Genomic DNA, 15,474 nt, shown 5'->3' on the forward strand with positions numbered 1-15,474 from the left:
GGCGGTCCTCAGCCCGGTCCGCCGCACAGGCCGCGGAGCAGGGCGTCGAGGCCCGTGGTGAAGGCGTGGTCGGGACCGGGGCCGGTGCCGCGCAGGGCCGCGACGGTGGGGAAGCGCCGGTCGATGGCCGCGGGTTCGCGGCTGGGCAGCCCCTCGGAGCGGACCTGGTGCACGACCGCGCCGACCACGTAGGAGTCCAGGGCGGCGGCCGCGGCGGGCACCGAGGCCGGGGCGAGTCCGGCTTCGGCGAACGCCGCGTAGTGGAGTTCGGTGGAGCGCAGCGCCGTGGCGGTGTCGGGCCGGCGGTGGATCATCAGCGGCAGCGCGCCCGAGTGCCGGAGCAGCGCGGCGCGGTAGTCGTGCGCCCAGTCGCGCAGCCGCTCGTCCCAGGGGCGGGCGTCCGCCTCGGGCTCCTCGGCGGCGCCGTCGTCCTCCCCGTCCGGCGGGGCGGCCTCGCCGGCGGCCCGCCCGGGGTCGCTGATGTACTCCACGATCGCGCCGAACAGCTGCTCCTTGCCGAGCGGGAAGTGGTGGTAGATCGCCATGGCCTCGACCTGGAGGGCGTCGCCCAGGCGGCGCATGGTGAGGCTGCGCAGGCCCATGCCGTCGATGATGCGGAGGGCTTCGGCGATGATGCGCTCGGCGCTGAGTCCGGCGTTGTTTCGGCTCACGCCCCCATCCTAGACTTACCGTGTAAAGCCGGTGGATGATAACGGACGGATGCCAAGCGCGGATCCCGTTGCTCTAGAGTTGTGCCAATCGACCAGACGCTGAGGAGCGAGCATGGTGCTGGGAGCCCGCAAGGCCGGAGCGGAAGCGCGTGCGCGGCACGCCGAGGACGTGGAGAAGGCGCGGCGGCTACCCGATCTGCTCGACGCGGCGCAGCGGGCCGGGCAGGAGCTGGCGGAGGCGCACCGGACCGACGCCGACGTGGTCGAACTGCACCGGTTGGGCGTGGCCTACGACGCCGCGCTCACCGACGCGATGCGCGCGGCCTACGCCCGCGAGCGCGAACTCGTCGGAGCGCGCGGCTACGACGACCGCATCCACCGCCGCCGCAGGATGGCCCGGCCCGAGATCAAGGCCGCCACCGAACTGGCCGAGCGCCTGCTGACCATGCGCGAGCGGCACCGGCTGCACGGGATCGAGCGGGTGCCCCGCAGCCCCGCGGCGGCCTGAGGCGGGGACCGCCATGACGGAGTTCGTACGCATCGATCCCGCGTCGAAGGTCCCGCCGTACGAGCAGATCCGCACTGCCGTGGCCCACGCGGCCGCCAGCGGTGAACTCCCGGTCGGCTACAAGCTGCCCACGGTGCGCGCCCTGGCCGGCGAGCTGTCGGTGGCGGTCAACACCGCCGCGCGCGCCTACCGGGAGTTGGAGCAGGCGGGGGTGGTCGAGACGCGCGGCCGCTCGGGCACCTTCGTGGCGGCGGGCGGCGACCGTCAGCGCGAGGAGGCGCTCGCGGCCGCGCGCCGCTACGCCGACGTCGTCTCCCGCCTGGGCATCGATCCGGAGGAGGCCCTGGACATCGTCCGGGCCGCACTGGACCGCTAGTGTCCCGCGTCCGGAGTCGCTGATCTTGACCTTTCCGGGGCCTCGAAGACGGTCGAGGCCCCGGAAAGGTCAAGATCAGCGGGAAGAGTGGGGTCAGTCGGCGCTGCGGGCCACGACGAAGTAGACCATGAGGATGCCGATCCAGGCGATCAGCAGCCCCGGAGCGCCGCCCATGCCGCCCGCGATGGCCGAGAGCGGTATGGCCACGCCCAGCGAGACGATGCCCATGACCAGGCGCAGGGTGTTGCCGCTCACCCCTTTGGCGGGTCGCGCGGGGGGCAGCGAGCCCGACGCGGCCCTGGCGTCGAGTTGGCTCCGGACCTGTTCGGCGATGGACTGGTCGAGGCGTTCGGCGAGGCTCGCCGCGATGGCGTCGTCGTACTCGGGACCGAGCTCTCGGCCGGCCTGAAGCGACGCGGCGATCTCGTTCCGGGGATCGGGGGATTGCGCGGACATGCCCCCAGTATCCGCCGGTGCGGACTTTCACGGATACCCCGAGCGGTGATCTCGGGGATAACTCAGGGGGACCCTGAGCCGTCCCGAGACGGATGTCCGCCGCGGACGAACGTCGGCCCCGCCGAGCCGCAGAAGCGGTTCGGCGGGGCCGAAGGAGAGGGCGCGGGGCGCCGGTCAGCTCGCGAAGTCCAGCAGCTGCTTGGCGCGGCTGGGATGCCGGAGCTTGGACAGCGACTGCTTCTCCAGCTGGCGGATGCGCTCGCGGGTCAGGCCCAGGTGCTTGCCGATCTCGTCCAGGGTGCGCGGACGCCCGTCCATCAGGCCGAAGCGCAACGACATGATCGTGGCCTCGCGGGGCTCCAGGTCCTCCAGGGCGTGGCGCAGCTGGTCCGCCATGAGCTGGCGGTCCACCACCTCGGACGCCTCGGAGGCGTCGACGTCCTCGATGAGGTCGCCGATGCGGGTCTCGCCGTCCTCGCCGATGGTGGAGTCCAGGCTGATGGGCTGCCGGGTGACCCGCAGCAGCTCCTCGATCTGGGTGGGGGTCTTGTCGAGCTCGCGCGCCAGTTCCTCGGGGGTGGGCTCGCGTCCCAGGGTCTGGTGCATGTCGCGCTCAAGACGGCTGACCTTGCTCAGCAGTTCGAGCACGTGCACGGGCAGCCGGATGGTGCGCGCGGAGTCGGCGAAGCCGCGCTGGATGGCCTGGCGGATCCACCACATCGCGTAGGTGGAGAACTTGTAGCCCTTGGCGTAGTCGAACTTCTCCACGGCGCGGATGAGTCCGAGGTTGCCCTCCTGCACGACGTCGAGCAGGGACATGCCGCGGTCGCTGTACTTCTTGGCGACCGACACCACCAGCCGGAGGTTGGCCTCCAGCATGTGCGACTTGGCGTGGCGGCCGTCCTCGGCGACCCGCTCCAGGTCCTCGCGGTCGGTGTCGCTCAGTCCGCGCGGCTGGGGAGCGCCGTCGAGGAGCCCCAGCTTGTACTCGGCGAACAGACCGGCCTCGATCCGCTTGGCCAGGTCGACCTCCTGCTCGGCGGTGAGCAGCTGGCGGCGTCCGATCGCCTTGAGGTAGGTGTGCACCGAGTCGCCCATCGCCGGGGACTGGTCGTCCAGGTCGGCTTCGGGGGTGTCGGTCTCGACCCGTGCGGGGGTCTTGCCCTTGCGTGAGCGGCTGGTGGCCTTCTCGACGACCGGTGGCGCGGTCTCGAGCGCCTCTTCCAGGGCGTCGTCGTCGCTGGTGTCCACGGATTCCAGCGCGGCGTCCTCCCCGTTGGCGAGCCTGACCCCGGCGTCGGAGAGCTCCCGCAGGATGGAGCGGCCTTCGGCCGGGCTGATACCGACCGCGGAGAACGTGGTGCGAAGCTCCGCCAGGGACACGTGTCCCTGGGAGCGTCCCCGCGTGATCAGCTCGTCGAGCGCCGTCGAGGCGGCTCTGTCGATCTGGACCTCCGCCGTCGTGGGAGAGGCGGCTAGGGCAGTGCGCGACATGAGGGCACCTCCCTCCCTTCAAGACGTCAGGCGCGGGGCGGAAAGGTGAACCGCCGTCTTGGCGCGCCATTATGTCCAACGTGTGGAAGAGTCAAATGTTCCCGAATCTCGATTGGATATCGGCCGAAGTGACAGTGGTCACGGTTCTCTTTGGCGCCGGGCGCTTCGCGCAGCGGGTAAAGAGGCACAGGCGCGATCCGGGGTCGTCGGGGTGTGGTGTGAGCGCTCGAACAGGTAGACGCTCGAGTGGGCCGGGAAGTTCCCGCACCCCGTGCGGTGGCTCAGGCCAGGGCGCGCAGGTCGGGTTTGCCCGAGGCCAGCATGGGGATCGCGGGGCGCAGGTCGAGTTCGCGGGGCGCGGCGTAGCGCGGCAGGTGCGCGCCCACCCAGTCGCGCAGCTCGGCGAGGGTCGGGGGCGCGGCCGGGTCGGAGGGGACGACGACGGCGCTGACCCGCTGGCCCCACTCGGGGTCGGCGCGGCCCACCACCACCGCCTCGGCGACCGAGTCCAGCCGGTTCAGCAGCGCCGCGACCTCCCCGGCCACCACCTTGTGCCCGCCGGTGTTGACGACGTCGTCGACCCGCCCGCGCACCCGCAGGAGCCCGCGGCCGTCCACCGTCCCCAGGTCGCCGGTGCGGAACCAGGGGCGGCCGCCCCTGGCGGCCAGCTGCTCCCGGGTCAGGTCGGGACGCAGCCGGTAGCCGCTGAACAGCACCGGCCCGGCCAGGTGGATCCTGCCGTCGTCGGCCACGTCGACGTCGACCCCGTCCAGCGGGACGCCGTCGTACACGCAGCCGCCGCTGGTCTCGCTCATGCCGTAGGTGGTGACCACGCGCGCCCCGGCGGCGCGGGCCGCGTCCAGCAGTCCGGCCTCCGCGGCGGCTCCGCCCAGGAGGACGGTGCGGAACAGCGAGAGGTCGGCGCCGGCGGCGAGCAGGCGGCGCAGCTGCGTGGGGACCAGCGACACGTGCGGGCGGTGCTCGGCGGCCGCGGCCATGACGGTCCCGGTGTCGAAGGGACGGTGCAGGACGCGGCCACCCGTGACGAGGGCGCGCAGCACCACCTGGAGACCCGATATGTGCGCGGTGGGCAGCACGCACAGCCACGCCTGGCCCGCCGCGGCGCCGATCCGGGCGGTGGAGGCGCGCGCGGAGTGCTCCAGTGCCGCGGAGGCCAGTTCGACGCCCTTGGGGGCGCCGGTGGAGCCCGAGGTGGCGATGGTCAGCGCGGTGTCCTCGGCGGCGCCCTGGTCGTAGCCGGTGGACTCGACCCCGTCGGGGGTGCGCACGCTGGCCGGGCGCATCGCCTCGACCAGGGCGCGCGTACGGGGGGCGGGGGTGTCCGGCGCGATCGGCAGGATCGCCGGACCGCGCCCTTCGAGGGCGTCGGCCACGAGATCGGTGAGGTGCTCGGGGTCCAGCCCCACCGCGGCCTGCAAGGGTCGGTTCGACATGAACTCCAAGGGTAGTGCGCGGTGAGAGGGCGGGGAGGGCTAGGGTTGCCCCGAAACTGCAGGGCTGTGCGAGGAGAGGCGAGAGCGTGAGCACCGTGGTGGACTGGAAGCGGTCCGGCGACTACAGCGACATCATCTACGAGACCGCTGAGGGAATCGCCAAGATCACGATCAACCGCCCGGAGCGGCACAACGCCTTCCGGCCGCAGACCCTGTTCGAACTGCAGCACGCGTTCAACGAGGCCCGGGACGACTCCGAGGTCGGCGTCATCATCTTCACCGGTGCGGGCGACCAGGCGTTCTGCTCGGGCGGCGACCAGAAGATCCGCGGCGACGACGGCTACATCGGCGACGACCGGGTGGCCCGCCAGGGCATCGGGCGGCTCAACGTGCTCGACCTCCAGGTGCAGATCCGGCGCCTGCCCAAGCCGGTCGTGTGCATGGTCGCGGGCTACTCGATCGGCGGCGGCAACGTCCTGCAGGTCTGCTGCGACCTGACGATCGCCGCGGACAACGCCAGGTTCGGCCAGACCGGCCCCAAGGTCGGCTCCTTCGACGGCGGGTACGGCTCCTGGCTGCTCGCCGAGACCGTGGGGCTGAAGAAGGCCCGCGAGATCTGGTACCTGTGCCGCCAGTACAGCGCGCAGGAGGCGCTGGACATGGGCATGGTCAACACGGTGGTCCCGCTGGAGCGGCTGGAGGAGGAGACCGTCGCCTGGGCGCGCGAGCTCCTGGAGAAGTCGCCGCTGGCGCTGCGCATGGTCAAGGGCGCGCTCAACGCGGTCAGCGACGGCGCGGCCGGGATGCAGCAGTTCGCGGGGGACGCCACCATGCTCTACTACATGAGCGAAGAGGCGCAGGAAGGGCGCGACGCCTTCAAGGAGAAGCGCCGTCCGGAGTTCGACAAGTTCCCGCGCCGCCCGTGACCTGGCGGGCGTTCGCGATCCCCATGCGCACGCGCTTCCGCGGGGTGACGGTGCGCGAGGGCGTGCTGGTGCGGGGCGCGGCGGGATGGGGCGAGTTCTCCCCGTTCCCCGAGTACGGGGCGGCCGAGTGCGCCCGCTGGTGGGCGGCGTGCCGTGAGGCGGCCGAGGACGGCTGGCCGGAGCCGGTGCGCGACGCCGTCCCGGTCAACGCCACGGTCCCGGCCGTGGGCCCCGAGGAGGCGGCGCGCGTCGTCGCGGGGTCCGGCTGCGGCACGGCCAAGGTCAAGGTCGCCGAGAAGGGCCAGGTCGAGGCCGACGACCTGGCCCGGGTCGAAGCGGTGCGCGACGCCATCGGCCCCGGCGGCAGGGTGCGGGTCGACGCCAACGGCGCCTGGGACGTGGACACCGCGGTGCGCGTGATCGGCGCGCTGGACCGCTTCGACCTGGAGTACGTGGAGCAGCCGTGCGCCACGTTGGACGAGTTGGCGCTGGTGCGGCGGCGGGTGGCGGTCCCGATCGCGGCCGACGAGTCGATCCGCAGGGCCGAGGACCCGCTGCGGGTCCGCGCGGCCGACGCCGCCGACATCGTGGTGCTCAAGGTCCAGCCGCTGGGCGGGGTGCGCGCCGCGCTGGAGGTCGCCGAGGCGTGCGGACTGCCCGTGGTGGTGTCCAGCGCGGTGGAGACCTCGGTCGGCCTCGCCGCGGGGGTGGCGCTGGCCGCGGCCCTGCCCGAGCTTCCGTACGCCTGCGGGCTGGCCACGATGCGGCTGCTGGAGACGGACGTGTGCGCCGACCCGCTGCTGCCGGTGGACGGCTTCGTGCCGGTGCGCAGGCCCGATGTCGACGAGGACCTGCTGGCCGCGGTGGAGGTCGGGGACGACACCGCCTGGCGCGCCCGCACGGCCGAGGCGCGCGCGGCCTGGCAGGTCCGGACCGGGCGTCCCTGACGGAGCCGGGCGCGGGGTCTCCGCCGGTGGTCCCGACGTAGGCGTCGGGACCACCGGCGGGTCCCGGCCCCCGCCGTGAGGGCTGCCGGCGGGACGGGTCCCGGCCTCCGCGCGTTTTGTTGGAATCCCGTGACTTTTCCTGGTCCGGGCGGGTCCGGCCGGACCTTCGGGGCGGCCCCGGGAGAGGGCGGGCGGGCCGTCCCGACGCAGGCGGGGCCGGTTTCCGCGGCGGATCCCGCGCGCGATACCGTCGAATCGGGGCGAACCGGTCCCCGGCGCGGGGACGTCGGCCGAGGTCCATCACACACCCTGGAGCGGACGGTCTACCTGATCCCAGCGGATATAACAGGCAGGTAGGTATCGCTACAAGAAAGTGCGCATGAATTCGTCTACCGCCTTGGCGCGTGTCCTGGTCGACGAGCTGGCCCGGCTGGGGCTGGCCGAGGCCGTCATCGCGCCGGGGTCCCGTTCGACCCCACTGGCGCTGGCCCTGGTGGCCCATCCGCGGATCCGCGTCCACGTCCGCATCGACGAGCGCTCGGCGTCCTTTCTCGCCCTGGGTCTGGCCCGCGCCTCGCGCGGGGCGGTGGCGCTGGTGTGCACCTCGGGCACTGCCGCGGCGAACTTCCACCCCGCCGTGCTGGAGGCCGACCAGAGCGGGATCGGCCTGCTGGTCCTGACCGCGGACCGGCCGCCGGAGCTGCGCGGCACGGGCGCCAACCAGGCGGTGGACCAGATCGGCCTGTTCGGGTCGGCGGTGCGCTCCTTCACCGAGGTGGGGGTGCCCGAACCGGTGCCGGGCATGGTCGCCTACTGGCGGTCGCTGGCGTGCCGGGCCTGGACGGCGGCCTGCGGCTCCCACCCCGGGCCGGTCCACCTCAACCTGGCCTTCCGCGACCCCCTGGTCCCCGAGGAGGACGGGCGGGGCGCGGTGTGGCCCGAACCGCTGGACGGGCGCGCCGAGGGGCGGCCCTGGATCGGCGTCGCCCCCCGTCTGGGCGAACCCGAACCGGTGGAGCTTCCGCCGGTGGAGCGCGGCGTCATCGTGTGCGGCGACGGCGACTACGACCCGGTGCCGTTCCTGGCGCTGGCCGCCGAGACCGGGTGGCCGCTGCTGGCCGAACCCACGTCCAACACCCGCCGCGTCGGCGCGGTCTCGGCCTACCGCCAACTGCTGGCGGCACCGGGGTTCACGGCCGCGCACGAGCCGGAACTGGTGGTGAGCGCGGGACGCCCCGGGCTGTCCCGGCAGCTTCTGGGCTACCTGCGGCGCGCCCCCCGGCACGTGGTCGTGGGAGAGCCGCCGTCCTTCGCCGATCCGGTGCGCACCGCCACCGACCTGGTCGGCGCGGTCCGCGCCGCGCGCACGGCCGACCCCGACACCGCCTGGGCCGCGTCCTGGGCCGCGGCCGAGGCCGCGGCCCGCGACGCCACCGACCGCCTCCTGGACTCCGACGAGTCCCTGAGCGAGCTGCGCCTGGCCCGCGACATCGCCTCCCACCTGCCGGTCGGATCGCTGCTGTTCGCCGGGTCGAGCATGCCCATCCGCGACCTGGACGCGGTGATGCGGCCCCGCTGCGGCGCCCGCGTCATCGGCAACCGCGGGGCGAGCGGGATCGACGGCACCGTTTCCAGCGCGGTCGGCGCGGCGCTGGCCCACCAGGCCGACGGGGGCGGCGGAGGGTTCGCCCTGCTGGGGGACCTGGCGATGCTGCACGACCAGAACGGGCTGCTGATCGGGCCGGGGGAGCCGCGCCCGGACCTGGCGGTCGTGGTGGTCAACAACGACGGCGGCGGGATCTTCTCCGGCCTGGAACAGGCCGGGCACCCCGACTTCGAACGCGTCTTCGGCACACCGCACGGTGTCTCGATGGAACGCGTCGCCGCCCTCGCGGACCTTCCCTACACCCGGCTGGAGTGGGCCACCGACCTGCCCAAGGCGCTGCTGGGGGAGGGGCTGCGGATCGTGGAGGTGCAGACCGACCGCACCGCCTCGTCGCTGCTGCGCCGCCGCCTCCAGGAAGAGGTCGCGGCCGCGGTCGCGGCCCTCTGACCGGGGTCTCCGTCCCGGCGCTCCGGGTCCCTTCCGTTCGGCGCGGGCGAGCGGGGTAGTAAGAGGGGGCACGGGGAAGCCGGGACGGGGGAGCGCGCATGTCGGGTCCGGGGAACGGGACGGGTGCGGTCGTGGTGGGCGTGGACGGGTCGGCGGGCAGTGCGCGGGCCCTCGACTGGGCGGTCACGGCGGCCCTGGCACGCGGGACGGGACTGCGCCTGGTGTACGCGCTGGGCCTGCCGCTGGTGACCCTCCCGTTGGGCGGCCCGGTCCGGATGGCGCCCTCGCAGGAGACCTCCGCCGCCGCCGCCGCGATGCTGGCCCAGGCACTGGAGCGGGTGCACGCGGCGGCGCCCGGCCTGCCGGTCACCAGCGAGGTGTCCCGGGTGGAGGCGCACCACGCGCTGCTCAAGGCGGCCGAGGGGGCCTCGCTGGTGGTCGTGGGCTCGCGCGGGCTCGGCGGCGTGGGGTCGCTCTTCCTCGGCTCGGTCAGTTTCCGGGTCGCCGCCCACGCCCGATGCCCGGTCGTGGTGGTGCCCCCGGGCGAGGGCGCGCCGACCGTGGGGAGGGGCCGCGTCGTGGTGGGCGTGGACGGCTCGGAGCACGCGTCGGCCGCGCTGCGCTTCGCCCTCGCCGAGGCCGCGCACACCCGCTCCGAGGTGGTGGCCCTGCACGCCTGGACGGCGCCTCCCGCCCCCGTGGACCCGTTCGTGGTGGTCGGAGCTGACGTCGGCGCGGACCGCGAACGCCAGGACGCCAGGACCCGCGCGTGGGTGTCCGAGGACGTGGAGAGGGCCCGCACGCCCGAGACCCGCGAGGTGCCCGTGCGGGTGGAGGCGTCCGAGGGCCACCACGCCCGCGCCCTGCTGGAGGCGGGGGCCGACGCGGACCTCGTCGTGGTGGGCTCGCGCGGCCGCGGCGGCTTCGCCGGGCTCCTGCTGGGCTCGGTCAGCCAGGCCGTCCTCCACCACGCCCCGGTCCCCGTCGCGGTCGTCCACTTGCCCTAGAGCCCCGTTCTCCCCCCCGCTGATCTTGACCTTTTCGGGGTCTCGACCGCCTCCGAGACCCCGAAAAGGTCAAGATCAGCGGGGAGAGAGGGCGGGAGGCCGCCTCAGTCCAGCAGCGCCGCGCGCATCGCGCCGAACTTGGACTCGGACTCGGCCAGTTCCGCCTCGGGGTCGGAGCCGGCGACGATCCCGCACCCGGCGAACAGCCGGGCCCGGGCGCCGTCGATCTGGGCGCACCGCAGCGCGATGCCCCACTCGCCGTTGCCGTCCGCGTCCATCCACCCCACGGGGCCCGCGTAGCGCCCGCGCCGCATCCCCTCCAGTTCGCCGATGACGTCCATCGCCAGCGGGGTGGGGGTGCCGCCGACGGCCGCCGTCGGGTGCAGCGCCGCCACGGCGTCCAGCGTCGAGACGCCCGGCCGCAGGGTGGCCCGGACCGGGGAGGCCAGGTGCTGCACGTTGGCCAGGCGCAGCAGTTCGGGCCGCTCGGGCAGCACCAGCTCCCCGCACAGCGGGCCCAGCGCGGCCCGCAGCGACTCGGTCGCGTAGGCGTGCTCCTCGGTGTCCTTGACCGACGCCAGCAGCGTCGCGGCCAGTGCCGCGTCCTCCTCCGGGGTGCCGCCCCGGGGCCGTGTCCCCGCCAGGACCAGCGACTCCATCCGCTCCCCGGCGCGCCGCAGCAGCAGTTCGGGGGTGGCCCCGGTGAGTCCCGCCACCGAGTAGGTGTAGCAGTCCGGGTAGTCGCGGGCCAGCCGGGCCAGCGGGGTGCGGATGTCGATCGGGCCGGGGGCCTCGGCCACGGCGTCGCGGGCCAGCACCACCTTGGCCAGGTCCCCGGCGCGGATCCGGTCCACCGCCGCCGCCACGGCCCCCGTCCACTCGCCGGCGCCCAGGGCACCCGGGGACCAGCGCAGACCGCCGACGGGGCGGGCGGGGCCGCCCGCCCCCACCGGCGCGGACGCGTCGTCCACCGTGGTCATCCAGGCCCGCCCGGCGCGCCGGCCCACCACGACGCGCGGCAGGACCACCGTCGAGCCGGGGTCGCGGCCGTCGAAGGTGAACGAGCCGAACACCACGGGCCCGGTACCCGGCAGCTCCACCTCGTCGTGCGCCTCGACCCGGGAGAAGAGCGACCCCAGCCACTCGGCGGCGGCCGCGAACCGCCCGCCGCCGGAGCGCTCGTCCTCGGCGGGCAGCTCCAGCCGCGCGGCCCGCCCCCAGGCCACCAGCCCCTCACCGCGCCGGCTCCAGGCCAGCGGCGCGGAATCGGGCAGGCGGTCGAGCAGCGCGTGGTCGTCGGGCAGCTCGACGGTGCGTACGAGCAGGGGTTCACGGGAAGCAGCAGCGGGACTCACGAGGCCGCAGTCTATGCGGCCGCCGCGGACCCTCTCACGCTGGTCCCGGCCCTGGAGCGGGGACCGTGTCCCCGCCGGGGCGGATCCCGAAACTCCGCGATGGCGCGCTCCGGTGCTTTCGGCCCCTATGCTGACCTTTCGTCGACATAGGTGACGGATTGTGCCCAACGGGGGATGCGCGATGAGATGGTTCACTCGCTCGGCGGCCGCGTTCATGGCGGTGCCGCTGGTGGTGGCGTGCGCCACCGTCCCGGAGGGGGCCTCACCCAACGTGTCCGACCCCCTTCCCGACGCCGCGGGCGGCGCCGGCCCGCTCGCGCCGTCGTCCGGCGGCACGCCGATCCCCGAGGACTGCGAGGTCGGCGCCGAGTACCCCAAGCGGCAGCTGCGCGGCGTGTGGATCACCACCGTGCGCAACATCGACTGGCCCTCCACGACCGGCCTGAGCGCCGAGCAGCAGCAGGCCGAACTCGTCGAGCAGCTGGACCGTGCCGCGGAGCTGGGTCTGAACGCCGTCTTCTTCCACGTCCGCCCCACCGCCGACGCCCTCTACGCCTCCGACAAGGAGCCGTGGGCGCGCTACCTCACCGGTCGGCAGGGCGGGGACCCGGGGTACGACCCGCTGGAGTTCGCCACCGCCGAGGCGCACCGGCGCGGTATCGAACTGCACGCCTGGTTCAACCCCTACCGGGTGGGCTGGCAGAAGGAGGACATCGACGAGCTCGTCGATGACCACCCGATCAGGCAGAACCCCGAATGGCTGGTCACCTACGACGACCAGGGCTACTTCGACCCGGGCAACCCCGACGCCCGCGCGTGGGTCACCGACGTCGTGCTGGACGTGGTCGAGCGCTACGACATCGACGGGGTGCACTTCGACGACTACTTCTACCCCTACCCGGCCGAAGGCGAGACCTTCGACGACGACGCCAGCTGGGAGGCCGGGGGCGGCGGCTTCGACGACCGCGGCGACTGGCGGCGCGACAACGTCAACCAGCTCATCAGGGGGATCGACGAGCGGATCGAGGAGACCAAGCCGTGGGTGCGGTTCGGGGTGAGCCCGTTCGGCATCTGGCGCAACGAGGCGACCGACCCGTCGGGATCGGCCAGCAGCGGCCTGCAGTCCTACGACGCCCTCAACGCCGACACCCGCACCTGGATCCGGGAGGGCTGGATCGACTACGTCGTCCCGCAGCTGTACTGGCCGCAGGGCTTCGGGACCGCGGACTACGCCGAACTCGCGCCGTGGTGGGCCGAGGAGGTGGCCGGGACCGACGTCGACCTGTACATCGGCCAGGCCGCCTACATGGTGGGCGAGGACGGGTGGAAGGGCGACGGCGCGCTGTCGACCCAGCTGGACTTCAACGCCGCCCACCCCGAGATCGGCGGCGACGTCTTCTTCTCCATGAAGGACCTCGACGGCAGGGCCCGCTCCGCCGTCGAGCGGGTCGCGGAGGAGCACTACGCGCGTCCCGCACTGCCGCCGCCGGCCAACGGCGCCGGGGACGGGCCCGCGCCGGTGATCGGCCTGGCCGCCGAATCCTCGGACGACGGCGTGGCCCTGACCTGGGGCGGCGAGGAGGAGGACCGGATGTACGCGGTGTACCGGGTGCCGGGGGAGGACACCGACCTGTGCGCCCTCGCCGGCGGCGAGAACCTGGTGGCCGTGCTGGGCGCCGGTGAGCGGTCCTATCTGGACGAGGCCGCGCCCGACGGGCCCGCGCGGTACTACGTGACCGCCCTGGACGTCTTCCGCGCCGAGAGCGCGCCGGGAGACGGCGTCCAGGTGAACCAGAGGTGAGCGGCGACCGGCCTTGAGGTCGGAGGGGTTGTGCGCGACTATGTGAATGGCCCCTCGCGAAACGGATAGGAATCCGTACGTCGGGGCGGATCCGGAACACGCACCGGTGCCGGAGATCCCCGTTCGCGTGCAAGGAGGGTGCTATGGCTCTGCGAGAGAACGAGCGACGGATCCTGGCCGAGATCGAGCACCGTCTCAGCGCGGACGACCCCGAACTCGCCGGTCACCTCACCTCGTTCGGCGAGGACGACCCCACCTTCGCCGCGGAGAGGGGCGCCGGGGGCGGCTGGAGGCCCTGGCTGGTGTGCGGCGCCATCGCGCTGGTGATGGCGGGCCTGCTCGTGGTGCTGTTCCTGGCGACCCCGGACGGCGCTCCCGAACCCGCGGCCACCCAGCCCCCGCCGGCCCCCGTCACCCTCTCCCCGTGACTCGGTGGCTCCCCCGGGGCCTCCCGGGGGAGCCACCGGACCGCGGCGGGCGCGGTCCGGTGGCAGCCGGCCCACAGGCAGCCGGCCCGCCCCGGCGGCCGTGTCCCCACGACCGGCGGAGCGGGCCGGATCCCACTCAGATGCCGTCCAGGAACCTCTTGGCCAGCGGTGCGGCCGCGCCCGAGCCGCTGTTGCCGTCCTCGACGAGCACGGCGAAGGCCACGTCGCCCTCGTAGCCCACGAACCAGCCGTGGGCGGGCAGGTCCTCACCCTCCTCGGCGGTGCCGTACTCGGCGGTGCCGCTCTTGCCGTACACCTCGCCGGCGAAGCCGACGTCCTTGGCGGTGCCCTCGGTGACGACCGCGCGCATCATGGGGCGCAGCGCCTCGGCGTTGTCGATCGGGGTGGGCTCGGGCCGGTCGGGCAGGGCGGGGTCGGTGACCAGCACGGGCGAGCGCCACGAGCCGTCGGCGACGGCCGCGGGGACGGTGGCCATGTGCAGCGGGGAGGTCAGCATCTGCCCCTGGCCGATGCTCATGGCGGCCAGCAGGGTGGTGCTGTCGGGAGCGGGGAAGGACGGCGAGAGGCTGGGGACGCCGATGTCCAGGTCGCTGTTGAAGCCGTAGCTCTCGGCCGTGGAGACGAGCGAGTCGGCGTCCAGCCGGTCGGCGACCTCCTGGACCAGGGCGGTGTTGCAGGAGGTGGCGAACGCCTCGGTCATGCTCTGGGCGCCGTACTCGGCGTCGCCCGCGTTCTTGAACGGCCAGCCGCCGACGTCGGCGGTCTTGGGGCAGTTCATGGGGTCTCCGGTGGTCATGCCGGAGCGGAGCAGGGCGTCGTAGGAGACGATCTTGAAGGTGGAGCCGGCCGGGTACTGTCCTTCGACCGCGCGGTTGAAGCCGCCGGGCACGTTCGCCGCGGCCAGGATCTCACCGGTGGAGGGGCGGATCGCCACCAGCGCGGTGGGCTTGTCCTGGCTGATGATGGCGTTGGAGGCGGCCTGCTGCACGGCCGGGTCGATGGACAGGGTGACGTCCTGGCCGGGGCTGCCCTCGATGCTGCCGACGACGGCGGACTCGTCCGCCTCGGCGGTGGCCTCCTCGCCCTCGTCCACCACCTGGATCCGGGTGGTGGGGGTGCCGGCCAGGCGCTCCTCCTGGGCCTGCTGGACGCCGCCCTTGCCGGTGGGGTCGCCCTCGGCGTAGGCCGGGCCCAGGACCGAGAGGTCCTCGGCGGTGACGGTGCCGACCGTGCCGGTGAGCATCTGGATCGAGCCGCTGGCGTCCTCGGTGTCCAGCCGGGTGCCGTCGGCGGCCAGGATCCGGCCGCGCTCGCCCCAGGCGTTGACGCGCGCCAGGGTCTGCCCCTCGCCGAGCCGGGGGTGGACGACCGCGGGGGTGAAGGCGATCTTCCACTCGCCTTCGACGCGCTCCAGCGGAAGCTCGCCCTCGTATCCCCACTCGACCCCGTTGCCGAGGGAGAGGGCGGCGGTGAACGGGGCGGTCGCGGTGTCGCCGTCCTCGACCACCTCGCCGACGGTCACCTCGGTGCTCTCGACGCCGAGGTTCTCGGCCACGGCGGTGTGGGCGTCGCCCGCCCCGCCGTCGGTGGTGATCTCGTCCAGCCCCGCGTAGTTGCCCGCGTTCCAGGCGGCCGTGTAGAGGGCCGCGGTGGCCTCGGCCCTGGGCCGCGACATCACGTACCAGGACGCGCCGCCGCCGACCAGGGCCAGGACCACCACCCCGGCCAGGAGCCCGATGACCAGGCCCCTGCGCGAGCGGCGGGGCGGGCGGTCACCGGGGGGTGGGACCGGAGTGCCGGAGGGCTGCCGACCGTCGTCGGTCGGGGGTGGGAACTGGTCGTCGGAGGGCGTCCGTCTGTCGTCCACACTCAAGGGGGGCGTCCTTTGTGGTCGGCCTTATATGAACAAAGCCCCACACCGCGACCGCGGTGTGGGGCGAGGAGCATGTGTGGCCGGTGTGGCGGTCGCCTCTCGGC

The 15,474-nt window shown here is 74.0% G+C and carries 14 protein-coding genes; 8 read left to right on the top strand and 6 right to left on the bottom strand.

Features of this window, described 5'->3' with window-relative positions; translation table 11 throughout:
* Positions 1-8: 8 nt before the first annotated feature.
* A complete protein-coding gene (locus EV190_RS08425) occupies positions 9-671 on the bottom strand; it encodes a TetR/AcrR family transcriptional regulator C-terminal domain-containing protein (protein WP_133740907.1) in 663 nt (220 codons plus the stop codon).
* A 112-nt stretch (positions 672-783) separates the two neighbouring features.
* On the opposite strand from EV190_RS08425, the gene EV190_RS08430 reads away from it, so the two are divergent.
* Together EV190_RS08430 and EV190_RS08435 are read left to right on the top strand one after the other, a co-directional pair.
* Positions 784-1,179 carry a hypothetical protein gene (locus EV190_RS08430; RefSeq protein ID WP_133740908.1) on the top strand — a complete coding sequence of 132 codons (396 nt, stop codon included), beginning with the start codon at positions 784-786 and terminating at the stop codon, positions 1,177-1,179.
* Between the two features lie 13 nt (positions 1,180-1,192).
* Positions 1,193-1,555 (top strand): GntR family transcriptional regulator, encoded by a 363-nt coding sequence (locus tag EV190_RS08435; RefSeq protein ID WP_133740909.1) that lies wholly within the window; start codon positions 1,193-1,195, stop codon positions 1,553-1,555.
* 93 nt (positions 1,556-1,648) lie between these two features.
* Here EV190_RS08435 and EV190_RS08440 read toward each other — a convergent pair whose 3' ends face one another.
* The 3 genes from EV190_RS08440 to EV190_RS08450 form a co-directional block, all read right to left on the bottom strand.
* Entirely contained in the window at positions 1,649-2,011 is a 363-nt protein-coding gene (locus EV190_RS08440) for a hypothetical protein (protein WP_133740910.1), read from the bottom strand.
* A 174-nt stretch (positions 2,012-2,185) separates the two neighbouring features.
* Positions 2,186-3,505: an RNA polymerase sigma factor gene (locus tag EV190_RS08445; protein WP_133740911.1), complete on the bottom strand. Its 1,320-nt coding sequence runs from the start codon at positions 3,503-3,505 to the stop codon at positions 2,186-2,188.
* Positions 3,506-3,786: 281 nt separating this feature from the next.
* A complete protein-coding gene (locus EV190_RS08450) occupies positions 3,787-4,959 on the bottom strand; it encodes an AMP-binding protein (protein WP_133740912.1) in 1,173 nt (390 codons plus the stop codon).
* An 86-nt stretch (positions 4,960-5,045) separates the two neighbouring features.
* Between EV190_RS08450 and menB the strand changes: the two genes are divergently transcribed.
* From menB to EV190_RS08470, 4 genes are all read left to right on the top strand, one after another.
* Positions 5,046-5,885: a 1,4-dihydroxy-2-naphthoyl-CoA synthase gene (gene menB, locus EV190_RS08455; RefSeq protein ID WP_133740913.1), complete on the top strand. Its 840-nt coding sequence runs from the start codon at positions 5,046-5,048 to the stop codon at positions 5,883-5,885.
* Positions 5,886-5,908: 23 nt separating this feature from the next.
* Positions 5,909-6,832, top strand: a complete 924-nt coding sequence (locus EV190_RS08460) for an o-succinylbenzoate synthase (protein ID WP_243742438.1) — start codon at positions 5,909-5,911, stop codon at positions 6,830-6,832.
* Between the two features lie 379 nt (positions 6,833-7,211).
* Entirely contained in the window at positions 7,212-8,885 is a 1,674-nt protein-coding gene (gene menD, locus EV190_RS08465; protein ID WP_133740915.1) for a 2-succinyl-5-enolpyruvyl-6-hydroxy-3-cyclohexene-1-carboxylic-acid synthase, read from the top strand.
* A 98-nt stretch (positions 8,886-8,983) separates the two neighbouring features.
* Positions 8,984-9,892 (top strand): universal stress protein, encoded by a 909-nt coding sequence (locus EV190_RS08470; protein ID WP_133740916.1) that lies wholly within the window; start codon positions 8,984-8,986, stop codon positions 9,890-9,892.
* Positions 9,893-9,996: 104 nt separating this feature from the next.
* On the opposite strand, the gene EV190_RS08475 is transcribed toward EV190_RS08470, so the two are convergent.
* Positions 9,997-11,247, bottom strand: coding sequence for an isochorismate synthase (locus tag EV190_RS08475; protein WP_243742439.1), 1,251 nt, complete (start codon positions 11,245-11,247; stop codon positions 9,997-9,999).
* A gap of 181 nt (positions 11,248-11,428) precedes the next feature.
* Here EV190_RS08475 and EV190_RS08480 point away from each other — a divergent pair, with 181 nt between their 5' ends.
* Both EV190_RS08480 and EV190_RS08485 read left to right on the top strand, forming a co-directional pair.
* The gene (locus EV190_RS08480) at positions 11,429-13,048 is read left to right on the top strand and encodes a glycoside hydrolase family 10 protein (RefSeq protein ID WP_133740917.1); all 1,620 of its coding nucleotides are present in this window, start codon (positions 11,429-11,431) and stop codon (positions 13,046-13,048) included.
* Between the two features lie 143 nt (positions 13,049-13,191).
* Entirely contained in the window at positions 13,192-13,476 is a 285-nt protein-coding gene (locus EV190_RS08485; protein WP_133740918.1) for a DUF3040 domain-containing protein, read from the top strand.
* Positions 13,477-13,612: 136 nt separating this feature from the next.
* Here the strand turns inward: EV190_RS08485 and EV190_RS08490 are convergent, their stop codons facing one another.
* Complete coding sequence (locus EV190_RS08490) at positions 13,613-15,364, bottom strand: penicillin-binding transpeptidase domain-containing protein (protein ID WP_243742440.1); 1,752 nt, start codon at positions 15,362-15,364, stop codon at positions 13,613-13,615.
* Positions 15,365-15,474 lie beyond the last annotated feature (110 nt).

This window comes from Actinorugispora endophytica, from assembly GCF_004363075.1.
In the GTDB taxonomy this organism is placed as follows: Bacteria; Actinomycetota; Actinomycetes; order Streptosporangiales; family Streptosporangiaceae; genus Actinorugispora; species Actinorugispora endophytica.

Bases quoted from the DNA above. Each gene is read 5' to 3' on its own strand.
- EV190_RS08470 (WP_133740916.1), top strand. From the start codon at position 8,984: ATGTCGGGTCCGGGGAACGGGACGGGTGCGGTCGTGGTGGGCGTGGAC.
- EV190_RS08435 (WP_133740909.1), top strand. From the start codon at position 1,193: ATGACGGAGTTCGTACGCATCGATCCCGCGTCGAAGGTCCCGCCGTAC.
- EV190_RS08445 (WP_133740911.1), bottom strand. From the start codon at position 3,505: ATGTCGCGCACTGCCCTAGCCGCCTCTCCCACGACGGCGGAGGTCCAG.
- EV190_RS08480 (WP_133740917.1), top strand. From the start codon at position 11,429: ATGAGATGGTTCACTCGCTCGGCGGCCGCGTTCATGGCGGTGCCGCTG.
- EV190_RS08460 (WP_243742438.1), top strand. From the start codon at position 5,909: ATGCGCACGCGCTTCCGCGGGGTGACGGTGCGCGAGGGCGTGCTGGTG.
- EV190_RS08485 (WP_133740918.1), top strand. From the start codon at position 13,192: ATGGCTCTGCGAGAGAACGAGCGACGGATCCTGGCCGAGATCGAGCAC.
- EV190_RS08430 (WP_133740908.1), top strand. From the start codon at position 784: ATGGTGCTGGGAGCCCGCAAGGCCGGAGCGGAAGCGCGTGCGCGGCAC.
- menD (WP_133740915.1), top strand. From the start codon at position 7,212: ATGAATTCGTCTACCGCCTTGGCGCGTGTCCTGGTCGACGAGCTGGCC.
- EV190_RS08450 (WP_133740912.1), bottom strand. From the start codon at position 4,959: ATGTCGAACCGACCCTTGCAGGCCGCGGTGGGGCTGGACCCCGAGCAC.
- EV190_RS08440 (WP_133740910.1), bottom strand. From the start codon at position 2,011: ATGTCCGCGCAATCCCCCGATCCCCGGAACGAGATCGCCGCGTCGCTT.